The sequence below is a fragment of the Eubacterium aggregans genome (assembly GCF_900107815.1).
In the GTDB taxonomy this organism is placed as follows: domain Bacteria; phylum Bacillota; class Clostridia; order Eubacteriales; family Eubacteriaceae; genus Eubacterium_O; species Eubacterium_O aggregans.
Genome location: NZ_FNRK01000003.1, coordinates 79,128 through 93,671, shown reverse-complemented (window position 1 = coordinate 93,671; position 14,544 = coordinate 79,128). Strand labels below are relative to the sequence as shown.

15 protein-coding genes are annotated in these 14,544 nt (G+C 44.4%); 2 read left to right on the top strand and 13 right to left on the bottom strand.

Going from position 1 to position 14,544, the window contains the following annotated elements:
• Positions 1–2: 2 nt before the first annotated feature.
• Genes BLW33_RS02730 through BLW33_RS02710 form a run of 5 tightly spaced genes read right to left on the bottom strand, consistent with a single transcriptional unit; the run spans position 3 to position 5,819 of the window.
• Complete coding sequence (locus BLW33_RS02730) at positions 3–1,226, bottom strand: glycosyltransferase family 4 protein (protein WP_090304809.1); 1,224 nt, start codon at positions 1,224–1,226, stop codon at positions 3–5.
• A gap of 20 nt (positions 1,227–1,246) precedes the next feature.
• Positions 1,247–2,011 (bottom strand): glycosyltransferase family 2 protein, encoded by a 765-nt coding sequence (locus tag BLW33_RS02725; protein WP_090304808.1) that lies wholly within the window; start codon positions 2,009–2,011, stop codon positions 1,247–1,249.
• A gap of 6 nt (positions 2,012–2,017) precedes the next feature.
• Positions 2,018–2,746 (bottom strand): sugar transferase, encoded by a 729-nt coding sequence (locus BLW33_RS02720; RefSeq protein WP_242911575.1) that lies wholly within the window; start codon positions 2,744–2,746, stop codon positions 2,018–2,020.
• Positions 2,709–3,923 carry a DegT/DnrJ/EryC1/StrS family aminotransferase gene (locus BLW33_RS02715; protein ID WP_090304804.1) on the bottom strand — a complete coding sequence of 405 codons (1,215 nt, stop codon included), beginning with the start codon at positions 3,921–3,923 and terminating at the stop codon, positions 2,709–2,711. Before BLW33_RS02715 ends, BLW33_RS02720 begins: the two co-directional genes overlap by 38 nt.
• A 6-nt stretch (positions 3,924–3,929) precedes the next feature.
• Positions 3,930–5,819, bottom strand: coding sequence for a polysaccharide biosynthesis protein (locus BLW33_RS02710; RefSeq protein WP_090304802.1), 1,890 nt, complete (start codon positions 5,817–5,819; stop codon positions 3,930–3,932).
• 404 nt (positions 5,820–6,223) lie between these two features.
• Between BLW33_RS02710 and BLW33_RS02705 the strand changes: the two genes are divergently transcribed.
• Entirely contained in the window at positions 6,224–6,664 is a 441-nt protein-coding gene (locus tag BLW33_RS02705; protein ID WP_090304800.1) for a tyrosine-type recombinase/integrase, read from the top strand.
• A gap of 11 nt (positions 6,665–6,675) precedes the next feature.
• Positions 6,676–7,353 (top strand): site-specific integrase, encoded by a 678-nt coding sequence (locus BLW33_RS02700; RefSeq protein WP_090304798.1) that lies wholly within the window; start codon positions 6,676–6,678, stop codon positions 7,351–7,353.
• A gap of 39 nt (positions 7,354–7,392) precedes the next feature.
• Here the strand turns inward: BLW33_RS02700 and BLW33_RS02695 are convergent, their stop codons facing one another.
• The 8 genes from BLW33_RS02695 to BLW33_RS02660 form a co-directional block, all read right to left on the bottom strand.
• Positions 7,393–7,728, bottom strand: a complete 336-nt coding sequence (locus tag BLW33_RS02695) for a helix-turn-helix domain-containing protein (RefSeq protein ID WP_090304797.1) — start codon at positions 7,726–7,728, stop codon at positions 7,393–7,395.
• A gap of 129 nt (positions 7,729–7,857) precedes the next feature.
• Entirely contained in the window at positions 7,858–8,913 is a 1,056-nt protein-coding gene (locus BLW33_RS02690) for an FAD:protein FMN transferase (RefSeq protein ID WP_242911574.1), read from the bottom strand.
• A complete protein-coding gene (locus BLW33_RS02685; RefSeq protein ID WP_176966595.1) occupies positions 8,910–10,259 on the bottom strand; it encodes an HdeD family acid-resistance protein in 1,350 nt (449 codons plus the stop codon). Before BLW33_RS02685 ends, BLW33_RS02690 begins: the two co-directional genes overlap by 4 nt.
• 26 nt (positions 10,260–10,285) lie before the next feature.
• Positions 10,286–11,092 carry an amidohydrolase family protein gene (locus tag BLW33_RS02680; RefSeq protein WP_090304795.1) on the bottom strand — a complete coding sequence of 269 codons (807 nt, stop codon included), beginning with the start codon at positions 11,090–11,092 and terminating at the stop codon, positions 10,286–10,288.
• Positions 11,093–11,108: 16 nt separating this feature from the next.
• On the bottom strand, positions 11,109–11,612 hold the full coding sequence (locus BLW33_RS02675) for a DNA-deoxyinosine glycosylase (RefSeq protein WP_090304792.1): 504 nt from the start codon (positions 11,610–11,612) through the stop codon (positions 11,109–11,111).
• A complete protein-coding gene (locus tag BLW33_RS02670; RefSeq protein ID WP_176966594.1) occupies positions 11,612–12,109 on the bottom strand; it encodes a flavodoxin domain-containing protein in 498 nt (165 codons plus the stop codon). The genes BLW33_RS02675 and BLW33_RS02670 overlap by 1 nt, the downstream gene beginning before the upstream one ends.
• Positions 12,081–12,857 (bottom strand): TMEM164 family acyltransferase, encoded by a 777-nt coding sequence (locus BLW33_RS02665; RefSeq protein ID WP_090304790.1) that lies wholly within the window; start codon positions 12,855–12,857, stop codon positions 12,081–12,083. The genes BLW33_RS02670 and BLW33_RS02665 overlap by 29 nt, the downstream gene beginning before the upstream one ends.
• 125 nt (positions 12,858–12,982) lie before the next feature.
• A complete protein-coding gene (locus tag BLW33_RS02660) occupies positions 12,983–14,332 on the bottom strand; it encodes an RNA-binding domain-containing protein (protein WP_090304789.1) in 1,350 nt (449 codons plus the stop codon).
• Positions 14,333–14,544: the final 212 nt, after the last annotated feature.

The following is a 14,544-nucleotide window of genomic DNA, read 5'->3' as shown; positions in this document are numbered from 1 at the left end:
CGTTAACTTTCTACTAAAATTTTCAAAAATTGTTCATAATAAAAAGCTTTGTTATATCTTCTTGCCCTATCATGACCTCTATTAGCAAGTTCGTTCGCATAGAATGGGTCATTTAATACATTTATAATACTGCTTTTTATCTTTAAAATCAGAGTATTGTCTTTCTCCAAAACAATACAATTATTTTCCCCGGTATATTCTGGAATCCCTCCCGATAAAGTCGTTATGACAGGCTTACAACAAGCCATAGCCTCAATAATGGTCATACCAGCAGGCTCTTCCCACATTGAAGGTAATACAACGACATCTGCAATATTATACAAATACGGCATTTTTGAATAATCTACATACCCGGTAAAAATTATTTGTTTTTTAATTGGCTGTGCTAATTTCTGTAAATATTCTTCATATGGACTAACTATCCCTGAATTATAAAAATTCGTACCAACAATAATCAATTTTATTTGTTGATTTTCTATTTCAATAACAGATTTTATTACTTCTTCTATCCCTTTTTCTTTGCATAATCTTCCTACAAATAGAATTACCTTCTCATCTTGTGCAAGACTATATTTTTCTCTTAGCTTATAATTTTCATCTTTTGTCCCTGGTTTCATTAATCCAATATCAATACAATTGTACATCACTTTAACTTGCTCAGGTCTAATGATGACTCTTCTATCTGCTACTATTTCATTCGCTACATATTCGCTAATTGAAATAAGTCTTTTACATTCAGAAAATACTCTTGCATTTCCATAGTATCTTCTAGGAATACTATGCATATGTATATAATACTTATCCTGATATTTTCTTTTATTCCCATTTAACTTTAACGCAAAGAGCAAAGGTACAGAGTTTTCGAAAACTACTTTATCAAAATTCTCTTTCTTTAATAATTTAGCCGTATAAAACGAAAACCATATGATTTGGAACAGAAAACCAATTGAAAGAAGTCTTTCCATTCTAAAAATTTTTTTTAATATTGCTATGACAGCCTGATCTATACAATGAATATACTGGGGTATCCTTGCCCAAAAGAATTTTGTATGTATATATTTCTGTGATTCAGTTTCAGCCTCTTTATCCCATAAACTACAACAATATAAATCAATTTTATTTTCAATCTCTTGTTGTTGAATTAATTCTTCAATTAAATTTGGTACAGCTCCGCCTTTAACGGCGGGAACTGGGAATTTACTTGATCCCATTACCAGTACTTTCATATTATCCCATCTGTTCTTTCTTATTTATTCTTCTCATATCGCTTTTTTTTTAAAGTACCATAAACCATATTCCAAGAGGCATACCAGAATGCAACAGGTACTTCCTTTTCATCACACAAATGGAACAAATCATAGTGACTTTTAAGCTTTTTCATTATTTTATCGTGTGAAATTGATTTTTTACGAATTCGATATTTCGCAAGATTCTCTTTTAAAAGATAACAGTCTGCATGTTTGCAAAGCTTCAAAAGAATTGCATAATCGTTATTTTTTTTGATGTCTTTAATTTGAATTAGTCCAAAATATTTCATACTATACATAAATGTAAGACACCCTGGGTATCCATAATTGTACATTTTTCGTTTATCAACAACATCTGGTCCGGACACATAAGCATTCAACGGATTAGAGTCTTCATCAATTTTTTCATATTCATGATATGAAAACACATATCCATTTTTATTCATAAAGCCAAGTTGCTTCTCTAATTTTTCTGGTTGCCACAAATCATCACTATCTAAAAAAGCAATCCACTCACCTTTTGCTTCACGGATTGCTTTATTCCGCGTTAATGCAGCACCACTATTCTTTTCGTTTTTCAAATACTTGATTCTATCGTCATTAAAAGTAGACACAACCTCATCTGTATTATCTGTTGAACAGTCATCTACTATAATGAGTTCCCATTGCCTATATGTCTGATTTATTACGGATTGTATGGATTCTGCAATAAACGCTCCAGTATTCCAAGATGGCATAATAATTGAAACTAATCCATTCACCATACTATTTCACCTCAAAACCTTGAATCCCGTTTTTACCATCACTACCATATCCTTAAAAAGCGAATAATCTTTAATGTTTGCTAAATTGTATGTCATTTTTATCGGCAATATCTCGCTAATATAATCGGTGTCTATATTTGCACTATCACTCAACAATTGATCTTCATCTTTAAAATTTATACTCGCTTCAGAAGTCACACCGGCTGGCAAAAGTAATGTCGCCATCATTTCATCCGTATAAGCATTAACATATTTTTCCACTTCCGGGCGTGTTCCAACAAAACTCATTTCTCCTTTTAAGATATTGATGAGTTGAGGTAGTTCGTCTAAACGATATTTTCTTAAAACCTGTCCAACTTTTGTAACTCGAGAATCATTTTGAATAGTAACCTGACTTCCCAATGCTTCAGCATTTTCTACCATAGTTCTAAACTTAAAAATCATAAAAGGCCTACCATATTGAGTAATCCGTTTTTGTTTAAAAAACACGTTTCCTTTACTGTCTCTTTTGATTAAAATTGCCACTAAACCTAGAATCGGAGATAATACAATCAGAAGTACACATGACATTCCAACATCAAAGATACGCTTAATGATTAAACTCCCTTTTCTTTTCTCTAGGTATTTATAATATGGTTTTACTGCGTCATTACGCATCTGTCCCGGTAAATCTTCCCATCTTTTTAAGAGCATATTATTACCTTTTAAATGCCGACCTAAAGCTTTGACAGACATATTCAATTTCTTCATCTGCTAAACAAGTATGCAAAGGTAACGTAATTTCGTTTTTATACTGAGCATAAGCATTCGGATAATCTTTAATATCAAACCCTAACTTTTGATACCCCGTATGCATAGGCAACGGTTTATAATGCACATTTGTGCTAATACCTTCTCCAGCCAGATTAATAATGAGTTGGTTCCGCTTCTCTTCATCAAGCCCGCGAACTCGCATCAGATAGAGGTGTCCACTGGATGAACTATTCTCAGTTTCATGGCATAGTGTTGTAACGGGTAAATCCTTGAATGCTTCATTATATTTTTTTATAATTGCTTTCCGCCTGGCTATGCTTTGTTCATACCGTTTAAGCTGTATTAATCCGAGGGCAGCTTGGATATCCGTCATATTACATTTGTAAGCCGGATAAACGATGTCGTATTCCCAGGAGCCTTTCTGAGTTTTAGCAAGAGCGTCTTTCGATTGACCGTGAAGCGATCCCAGCATAAAGTCATTGTAGAGTTCATCATCCTTCATCCCCGGTATGGGTTTCCAGGTCACTGCACCACCTTCTGCTGTGGTTAGGTTTTTAACTGCGTGGAAGGAGAAGGTTGTAAAATCAGCTACTTCGCCGCTCATTCTTCCTTTATAGGTTGCACCTAAGGAGTGCGCACCATCAGCAATGACTAATACTCTTCCAAATGCTTGTTGGATGGGATTATCTGATGAGGAAAAAAGGTTTTTCCGTTCTTTCACGACTTCAAAGAGGGCGTCATAGTCACACATGACTCCACCTAGATCAACCGGAATAATCGCTTTGGTCTTTTCTGTAATAGCTTCAGCAACCTTCTTAGGGCTGATTAAGAAGCTGTCAGGATCAGCATCAATAAGGATCAACTTAGCCCCAACATGAAGTACAGGACTTGCAGATGCCGTATATGTATAGGCTGGGACGATGACTTCATCCCCAGGTCCAATGCCGCAGAGTCTTAGTGTTAACTCTAATGCTGTCGTTGCGGAGCTTAAGCAGGCGGTTCGTTTAGTATGATAAAACTTTGATAATTCTTTTTCAAAGGCCTTTGTTCTTGGTCCGGTCGTAATCCAACCTGACTTAAGGGCAGCAATGACTTCATTAATATCTTCCTCCCGTATATCGGGAGGACTAAAGGGGATGTTTCTTATGTTCTTTTCCATTAGGTCTCAATCTTCTTTCTCTATGTCTGGTGTAAACTCCGGCACTAAAACTTGTATTCCTTCAACCACTACCTTATCGTCATTCCCATCAGCGAGTGCTTTTAGGTTTTTCAGAGCTTCTTCGACCTTCGGCACATCATACGCCACCGGCTTCTCCACCGAGATGCTCTCGAAAGTCGTCCGGTCAAAGGCGTCCATATCGCAGCTGAGCTCTTCGTAGAGCTTCTCTCCGGGTCTTAGTCCGACGAAGCGGATGGGGATTTCGGTGTAGGGTTCGTAGCCGGCCAGGGCGATCATTTTTTCGGCGAGGTCGGTGATTTTGACGGGTTCACCCATATCGAGGACAAAGATTTCTCCTCCCCTTGCCATAGATGCGGCTTGAAGGACCAGCTGAGTAGCCTCGGGAATGGTCATAAAGAACCGGGTAATATCCTTATGGGTAACGGTGACGGGGCCGCCGGCTGCGATCTGTTCTTTGAAGATGGGGATGACGGAGCCGTTGGAGCCTAAGACGTTGCCGAAGCGGACGGCAACGCAGTCGGTTTTGTGTTTGCCATTGTAGATCTGAGTGAGCTGTTCACAGATGCGTTTGGTGGCACCCATGACGTTGGTGGGGTTGACGGCTTTGTCGGTGGAGATTTGGACGAAGCGGTCGACACCGTTATTGACGCAGGCTTCCAGGACGTTGCGGGTACCGAAGACGTTATTGCGCACGGCTTCCCGTGGGGTGCGTTCCATTAAGGGGACGTGCTTGTGGGCGGCGGCATGGAAGACGATCTGGGGCTTCAGGAGTCTAAAGTGTTCGTCCATGATTTCCCGCTCTCTGATGCTGGCGATGCGGGTGATGAGCTTGACGGGGTAGCCCTGGGGGACGAGGGTTTCATTGATGTAGCGGGTGAGCTCGAGTTCCAGGTAGTACAGGGCATTTTCGTTGATATCGATAATAATCAGCTCTTTGGGGTGGAAGCGAATAATCTGTCTGGCAAGCTCGGAACCAATGGAACCCGCGCCTCCGGTAATTAATACGGTCTTACCGCTAATGGTTTGACTGATGGCGGTTTTATCCAGGTGGACTTCGTCCCGGTCCAGGAGGTCTTCGATTTGGAGGTCCCGCAGCTTTTGCTGGGAGATGTCGAATTCGAGGATTTCTTCAATGGTGGGGAGGATTTTGACGGGGACGCCGGTGGCGTGGCAGATTTCTGCGATTTCGATGCGTTCTCTTTTGGGGGCGGTGGGCATGGCGATGATGATTTCTTCGTAGTCTGCGGGGTCCTGAATGGCTTCTTGGATTTTATCCCGGCCGCCGATGACTTTGACGCCGTTTAACATGCGGCCCTTTTTGTTGGGGTCGTCGTCGATGAAGGCGGTGACGCAGAGGTTCTTTCGACTATTGTTGATTTCTCTGAGCATCTTGATACCGGCTTCTCCGGCACCGACGATGAGGACCCGATGTTTCTCCCCCCGGATCCCATTTTTCATTTGGCGTAGGCTGCGGTAGAGAATTCGAATCCCTCCAATTAAAATGAGGTCAAAAATAAAGGTGAGGACCAGCACGGTAGTGGGGATACGCATACTGACAATATAAAAGAAGACAACGGTGATAAAGTTGGCACTGGCCACACTGCCCACAATTTGCCATAGCTCTTCAATACTGGCGTAGCGCCAAAGGGTTTGGTACATTCGAGTGAACCAAAAGATAGCTAGTTTAAGAACAATGGCTAGTGCCAACGTCCACCCAAGTGCCTGAATCTCACCAAAGGGGATATGAAAGCTGTATACCAGATAGTAGGCGAAGAAGTAAGATAGAAAAAGGACGATGGCATCCGCGATAATGAGGAGGCCGATGCGCAGGCCTTTTTGGTTGTCATAGATTGTTGAAATTTTTTCGTTTTCCATATGTCTTTCGTTTGAAGCCTTTCTGCTCTTATTTTCCTGATTTGATGTACATTAATAAGACCACATCTTAGATAAAAATACTTGCTCAGTGGTCTGAATGTTTTCAAGTTGTATAAGTGCTTTTCCTGTAAAACTTTTAATTGTCATTTCATTTTCCTGATTTCGTCAAGTAGTCAACTTGATAAATTTTTTTATTATGCTTTCTTTGCATATTTTGGACTCTTTCTTATTTCGTTTATAATTATATCAGATAAAAATCGACTCTTCAATGGATAATCACTAATTATTCAGAGCTTCAATGGTTTTCATTGAAAGAATATTGATATCGAAAAGTAAAAGCATGATAAATAAAGGAGCAACTGAATGTTTAAGGGGTCATTTGGAGGGTCAACTTGGAGGTTTTAATGAAACATGGTGAAAATATTCGAAAACGTAAGGATGGACGTTGGGAAGCCCGTTATACCTTTGGGTATGATGACAAAGGAAAACCACAGGTCTATTCAGTTTATGGAAAAAGTTATAAGGAAGTGAAACGGAAAAAACAGGAGTCTCTTGATTCTCGAACGAATGACAGGCATGAAACCATTCGGAGAGAAAGAAAGGCTTCTTTTTTAATGGTTGAGCAGGAGTGGCTGGCTTTCCAACAGATGGTGGTTAAACCGTCAACCTATATGCGTTATTGTGAGCTGATGGATAACCATATCCTTCCCCATTGGGGGAATTGCCCGATTTCCATGATGACCACCCAGGGGATCAATGCATTTTTACTTAAGAAAAGTATTAATGGGCGTTTGGATGGCAAGGGGGATTATCCCCCAAATCCATTCGGGATATTGCCAGTCTGATTCGATGTGTTATGGGATATGGATACAAGGAGGGGTATCTCAAAGAACCCTGCGATGCGTATATCCTCTCGAACAATCCGAAGCGGGAGATGCGGGTCTTAAGCCAATTGGAGCAGAAAACCTTAGAGAAATGCCTTAAGAAAAATGATTGTCAAGATAATGCAGCCTTGGGTATTCGTCTTTGCCTGTACACAGGCATTCGTATCGGCGAGTTGTGCGCCCTCAAGTGGTCTGCCATTGATTTAACCCATGGCATTATCAGAATTAGAGAAACCCTTCAACGCATCCAACAGAATGGTGGCGGTACACGAGTTATTATCAGCACACCGAAAACCCATCACTCCCTCCGGGATATCCCCATTCCCAAAATACTCATTCAAGAGCTACGCCAATGTACCGACCTGCCCCAGCATTACTTTTTGTCAGGCAGTGTGAAGCCCATGGAGCCACGAATCATGCAGGCGCGCTTTGCCCGATATTTGTCTGATGGCGGAATCGCGCATGCCAATTTCCATTCCCTCCGGCATACCTTTGCCACCCGCTGTATTGAAAGTGGTGTGGATATTAAATCTCTCAGTGAGCTTTTGGGCCACAGCAGCACGAGTTTTACTCTCAACCGTTATGTTCATTCTTCCATGGACTATAAGCGTCTTCAAATGGAACGTTTGATGGAAGGTTTTATTCGTTAAGGGGTCAAAAAAGGGGTCAGGTTCAAAAGAATCTGGCCCTTAATTTTTTTTATAATTCACGGTTGTTTTTAAAATTTGAAGTAACGCCACCTGCTCATCCTCAGGCTGTTCCGCCACCAGGGAGTAGCACTGGTTCGCCACACTTTTTTCTTCATTCCAGGGATCCAAATTTTCAAAAAGCTGTTCCATGGGGAATCCTAAAGCCTGACAAATCTTGCTCAGACTCGTGATCGTTGCGTTTTTTTCTCCCCGTTCAACCTGTCCGATATAGGTTGGATGTACTCCCGCTTTTTTTGCCGCTACCTCTTGACTATAGCCCAAGGCCTTTCGACGCCGCTGCAGGCGATTTCCGATGGTTTGTACTAAGTCACTCATAATCTACCTCCAATGACTCATAAAATATGTAATCGGTGTTTCATCAAGTTGACTACTTGACGAATTTTCTTTCTTAATATTATATCACATTTCCCCTTCAAAATTTCCATTGCTTTTAAAACGCATTTATTATTTTTTCTCCAGATGATATTGATCGCCCTTATTCCCCTCATCAAAAACAAAGGAATCCACAAGACCGCTGGATACCCAAATGGTGTTGTCCGTGGTGACTAAAATACCCTCGACCCCATCGGTTTTTTCAATATAATCCTTGGCAAAATCCTCGCCCATGAGGAATAGAGAGGTGGTCAGGGCGTCGGCCTGGGTGGAATCCGCACACACCACGGTGACCTGATGGAGGCCGCTATCTGCGGGATGACCGGTTTTGGCACTTAAGATATGATGGTACCGCACACCGGCGGCGTCGGTAAAATACCGCTCGTAATCCCCGGAGGTGACCACGGCCATATCCCTGGTGCGGATGCTCCCCAGGGGGGGGCTCCCTTTATCCTCTGGATCTTCCACGCCGACGACAAAGTCCTGGCCGTTGGTTTTCCCCCCAATGAGAACCACATTCCCCCCCAGATTCAGGATGGCATGCTCCACGCCCTCGGATTGAAGGGCTGCCCTGGCCCCTTCCCCAATAAAGCCCTTGGCAATGGCTCCGAGGTTCAGCTTCATGCCCGGCTCGGTCAGGTAGACAGAGTGGGTGGCAGGGTCTAACACCACCTTTTTATAATCCACCAGGGCTAAGGCCTGGGCAATGGCCTCGGCGGAGGGGGGCTCCTTGGTTTCCGGCTCTCCAATGCCCCATAAATCCACCAGGGGACCGATGGTGATATCGAAAGCACCATCCGTCAGGGTGGAGTAGGTCAAGCCTGTTTTAATCAGGTCGTAAGTCTCCGGGCTGACGGATACGGGCTTAATACCAGCGGCCCCGTTGATGGCCCCAATTTCACTGTCGGTGCTGTAGGCATTGAGCTTTTTATCCCATTCCCGAATGCTTTGAAAGGGCCCGTCCATCAGGCCGCTGTCCTCACTGCCATAGAGCGTCATGGTGATGACGGTGTCCAGGGCAAAGTCACTTCGGGTGGTGACCTTTTGAGAGGCACACCCGCCTAGAACAAGAAGGAGGATAAGGGTCAGACCGACCCCTATCCCCATGTTTTTTTGAGATTGCTTCATTCTGTTGTCTTCCGCTTCCAATTTTCCTGGACAGAGACATGCTTGTCTTCATCCATACAATATAAGGTCTTGGTGACCACGATGGTGTCCCCCCGTTCGTACAAAGCATCCAAATAATCCAAATAGGCCCCGGGGGTAATAATCCCGTTAATCCTCAAAATATCGATACCGCTCTTTCCGACGATGGTATCCGCCAGGGCGACACAGTTGGTCCCCACGGCGTAGTAGGTCTTAAAGGCATTGCCTTTTTTAAATTTGTAAAACTTTGCCTTGGTGGCGTTGTACAGGTCGCTGGAGACATCCTTGAAGTCTTCGGGCTGACCGGGGATTTCACCCTCTTCACACTGCTGGGCCAGGGGCTTCCAGGGAATGGTATCCCCATAGATTTTTTCAATCTGTCCCTTTACCCCGGCTAGCTGTTCTGGTTCCAGGCTCAGACCATAGACCATAAGGATTTTCTTTTCCACATCCAGGGCCTGGTCGATGTGGTCCTGGCGGCTCATTTCCATTAAGACCCCATCGGCAAAAAATCCCCCCATTTTCCAAGTGGAATCATCGTAATTCCCGTAGGAATAAACAGTGTCTCCCAGGGCGATGTCCACATGGCCCATTCCAGGAATCAGCCCTTCCCGGGTGTGGATGTAAATTTCCATATCCGGGACAATGTTCTCATGCTGCCGTTCTTCTGACAGCATGAGCAGCTCCCCGGGCTCTTCCTGAACCAGGTCATTCACCTGCTTTAACATCTTCATGGGCAGAAATGCCGCAAAGATAGCCGGCAGTGCGATGCGCATCCGCTTTTTCGCCTTCTTGGCACCGTCATTATTGCGCATTAAGGCCACAAAAGCATCGGCAAAGATGTTGAAGGAGAAGCAGATTAAATAGATCCCAAAGATGATCCCGAAAAGCCGGCCTTGATTATCCGCCTGGGTCATGACAAAGCCCAGACACAGGTAGATTAGGCCCCCCAAAAGGGTGGATAACCACCAGGCCCCGTCAGATCTGAGCTTGAAGGCATTCAGCAGTACCAATACCCCAATAATCATCCCCAGGATACCAGCCACCAAATTGAAAATATCCTTGACTAAATAGGGGGCGACGAACATGATGATCCCCCCAACCACCAGAACCCCACCGAGCAACACCGTCTTTAAGCGATCCTGGGCTGTTCCGATCATACCGGATAAAAAGTAGACAACCCCCACCAGACACACCAGGGCGGCTGACGCCACTTCAATAATCTGCCAAGCCAGTGACACATTAAAAAGCAGGAGCAGCCCGCCAATGAATACCAAAATTGCAATGGCAATCCAAGCCACTGGCGTATAGTTTTTCAATTTGTTCATAAGATCTTCCCCTTTTCATTGAGTTTTTAAATATGGAAAATACTCCGGGCATTCCCTTCAAAGATCAATGCTTCCTCTTCCGCTGAAAGACTGACCTGGTTAAAAAACGCCAAATCCTTCGCCCCATCCCCCCAGGGATTATCCGTACCGAAAAGAAAACGATGGGGGCCATAGCAGTCAATGATCCTGCGATAGGCCTCTGGCGTAAAAGTGATGCTTGCAATGGCGGTATCGAAATAAAGATTATCAATCCCCTTGTAGCAATCCAGGGGGACCTCACCGAAGGCCAGGCCGCCGGTATGGGCCGCCACCATGGTTAACGCCGGAAACTGCTTGGCCACCCGGATGATTCCCTCTGGTGTGGCATGGATACAGCCAGGAGAAATGGGGTCGTAACCGGTGTGGAAAAGAATGGGTACCCCCAGAGCCTGACAGCGTGCATAAATGGGATGCATCTTCTCTTCGTCGATAAAGAACCCCTGATAATCGGGGTGGAGCTTTAGGCCGTGGGCGCCCCCAGCCACCACCGCATCCAGCACCGACAAACAGTCCGGTGCATCGGGATAAACGGTGCCCAGGGTGATAAAGGCTTCCTCTGCCTCCTGCACTGACAGGGCAAAGGCATTGACATTCCCCTGCTGCCGGGCATTGGTGGCAATGGGCAGGATGATTCCCAAATCAATGCCCCATTCTGCCATTTTGGCTTTAGCCCCTGTCACGCTGCCATCATTATAATAGGGCAAGGTGTGCTCTGGGTTGGCAACGGCCAACTTTTCAATGGTGGCGCGGCACATTCGGTCTGGAAAAACGTGGGCATGGCTGTCGATAATCATTGGGTTCTGTCTCCTTTTATGTCAAAATATCTTCTGTAATGGGACGGTATGCCTGGACCAAGGTATCGAGGTCCATCCTGCAATTGGCAGGACTGGTGGAGGGTAAGGCCACCACCGGGACGGGTAAGCGATTCCCCCAGAGGCGCTTAAGCAGCGCTTCTGCCTTCCGCCCCGTAGTATAAATCCTCTTGATGGGTGCCTGCTTAAGGAGCTTGGGCAAGTCGTTAGCCACCGGCTCTCGTATGGACGCATCGCTGGCCCCTGTGATTGTACAGGAATCCAGGACATCCCATAGGGCAATGTGGTACTGGGTTAGGAAATCCTTCCGCTCTGGCACGCCCTGGGGGACGGGTGTGTCGAACAATGCCGCCAACACCCGCCAAAAACGATTTTGGGGATGGCCATAATAAAAGCCCATTTCCCTGGATTTTGGCGAGGGAAAGGTCCCCAGGATCAATACTTTGGCGTCCCCAGGGCAAAAGGGCGCCAGGGTATGGAAAAGCCGCTGGGATTCTGCCATTATTCGCCCTCAGCCCAGGCCTTCAACCTCTGGGTACAGGCTTCGATTTGGTCCATTTTCAGGGCCACCGCCGGCCGGCCACTTCCATTTGACTGGCGGGTTACCGCCGTGGCTACCATCCGGTCCGTGCCCGTCAGGCTGGCTAAATCCAGCCGGCCCCCAAAGCAATAGCACTCCGATGCATGTTCAGCTAATTCAACGGGAATATTACCCTTGATATAATCCCGCATATTTTCTGGAAAACCGCAATTCACAAAGAAAATCACCGGCTTTGTTCGGATTTGGTCCTTCTGCTTTTTCAAAAGCTTCTTAAGCTTCCGGGGATATTGTCCCATTCGGATGCTTCCCCCAATAAGATAGCCGTCATATCCTGACAAATCCACTGGGTCCTTGTTTAAATCACAAAGGATTAATGCTTCTCCCAATTCTTCTTTGATTTTTTCCACACAAAATTGGGATGTTCCATTTTTACTGCTGTAGATAGCCAATATTCTCATTTCGTACCCCCACTTTCTTGGCAATAACCCCATTATACCACTGAAGAAGACGCCAGACCAGTAGAATGCCGCCGATAAAAATGGGTAAAATAACCATCCAATGCCAGGGTGCCGGAATGCGCTGGAGGATGGGAATGCCATTAGCCCCTTTCATGAGTAAATAATTGACATCCAGCTTTCTGGACATGGCAAAGGCCACTGTCAGCATCACACTGAGGCCAGCCAAGGGCTTCCAGCTCTTGCTAATCTCCACATCATTCTCCAAGGTGAAGGGGATGGTGAGTGGAATCAGGACCATGAGCCCATGGGAAAGCATGCTCTGTACCGCCATGATATGGATCCCCGCATAGTCGTAAAATACCCAGAGGGGATATAGAAGGACCATGGACCCGCCGATGATGGAGAGCACATCGATAAAGGGATAGGCCTTCTTCCATTTAAAGAGGATGATCCAAGGCAGCACCATACAAACTTGATTGCACCAGTCAAAGCGCAGGTTGCGTAAATCCCATCCGTAGAAGGTGGTCAGCCAGCTCACCCGGAAGATTTCAAGGCACAGCATGGTTGCCCCCAGGCCGTACAGAAGCCGTTGGCTGAATGCCGAATCATTGCGTTTTGTCTGGAGCCGAATGATAAAGATAATGGCCAGGATGATCAGCCCGGATAAAATAAAATGCTCTGGTGAAAACACCCGATTCTGTGGTGTTACATGGGGTGGAAAAAAATAACGATTTAAAAATGTCTGCACCGGCTACCACCTTTCATTGTTCTGAATTTTTGTTTCGTCTGTCCAATGTATATAGCTAAGTATAACACTGATGGTAACACCCCTCAATTGGTTTTTCCAATCGGCTGTTTCACATAGTCTTTTAACTATTTTTTAATCGTGTAGTGGGTATTTCTTGCTTTTCCATTCTGCTTTAGTCGGTTGCTTTTTACCAGTTTTCTGATTAGTCTAGAAGCGGTAGATGTACTCACTTCCATTAGTCTGATTACATCATTTCTTGTTATAGCACCGTGAGCTCGGGTATATTCCAATATTCTTTCTTCTTCATCGCTTAACTTTTGTTTATTCCCTGAATCAGGATTTGTTATTGCTTCTTTTGGGGGTATCGAGACACTTTTTATTTCATACTTTGCGTTAATGTTAGGTAGTATGATTTTAAAGGCATTCTTAGTAGTTTCAATGATAGGTTTTTCTTCCATGCCTTCGTATGCTCTCATAATCTTACCCATTCCGGTACCGTAAGCCTCAATCAAATGGAGTCGGTAGAACACATTTGCAAGATCTTGATTTCTACAAACAGAAAGGCCTACCATAACATCTTCCAAATCAATTCCCGGCATTAATCCACCGATAGACACAAACTCTATCCGGTCAATATAGATACTAATCAGTGCACTGGCACTAAAGGAATAGTCGCGATGGACCAGAAGATTTAGCAACGCTTCTCTGACAGCAATTTCTGGGTAGTCCCTGACATCGATTCGTAGCAGTTTTTCTATGGTCGCACGGGTCTGATTGCGGAAGTCGATAAAATCATACACTTCGTTCATCTGCTGAATCAGCGATCCAGTAAACTCCCGGCGATCCTTAAAAATTGTCTGATCCATTCCCTGAAAAACAGCAACCTTGATGGTGTGGATGCATTGATCGGATAAAAGCAGAGCCAAGTTACTATAAAGACCATCGTGATCAATCAACTTCAAAGTATGCATTTGCTGTAAACCAAAGTCTACTCTTCGAAGTCCAAATTCTTTTTTGGTGGCCCCAAATGTAAGTTCCTGATTTAAACATCGCATAGCCTCAAAACGGTCTCCATCCGTTTCCTTGATCATACGCCGAATTGCTGTGTCAGTGGCAGGAACGGAGGAATACCCCTGCCTAACATACACGCCCTCTGGACGCATTCCTTTCTTTGCAATATAGTAAGGGCGATCTGTTCCACGTTGAATATCTACAACAACAATCCTTTTCTCATCTTCCTCTATTGTTTTATAGTGCAGGAACATGGTCAGATCCGGTTTAATTGCGTCTCTAACCATATTGCTAATTTGCAAGGAGGTGTTATCAGGATCATTCAGTCCAACTACCGTGCCATTATTCTGAACTCCAACATACAATTTACCGCCATCACAGTTAGCGAAAGCAATGATTTCCTTTTTTATATCGTCTACAACAACCTCTTTAAGTTCTATGGTCTCACTTTCCCGAAAAAGCATCACACCATCTCCTTTGATTTCAATTTTCTGGTCATATTATAACAAATCGGGTCAATCGAGTCAACGCGATTGACCCGATTCTGACTCAATTTGACCCGATACTCTCATTGTTTACATAAATATCACCAAATCATAATATATTACCCTACTCACTTCCCACAATCTTCAAAAAATAAAGAAAGAGGTCTCCATCAAAGTGAAGACCTCCTAAA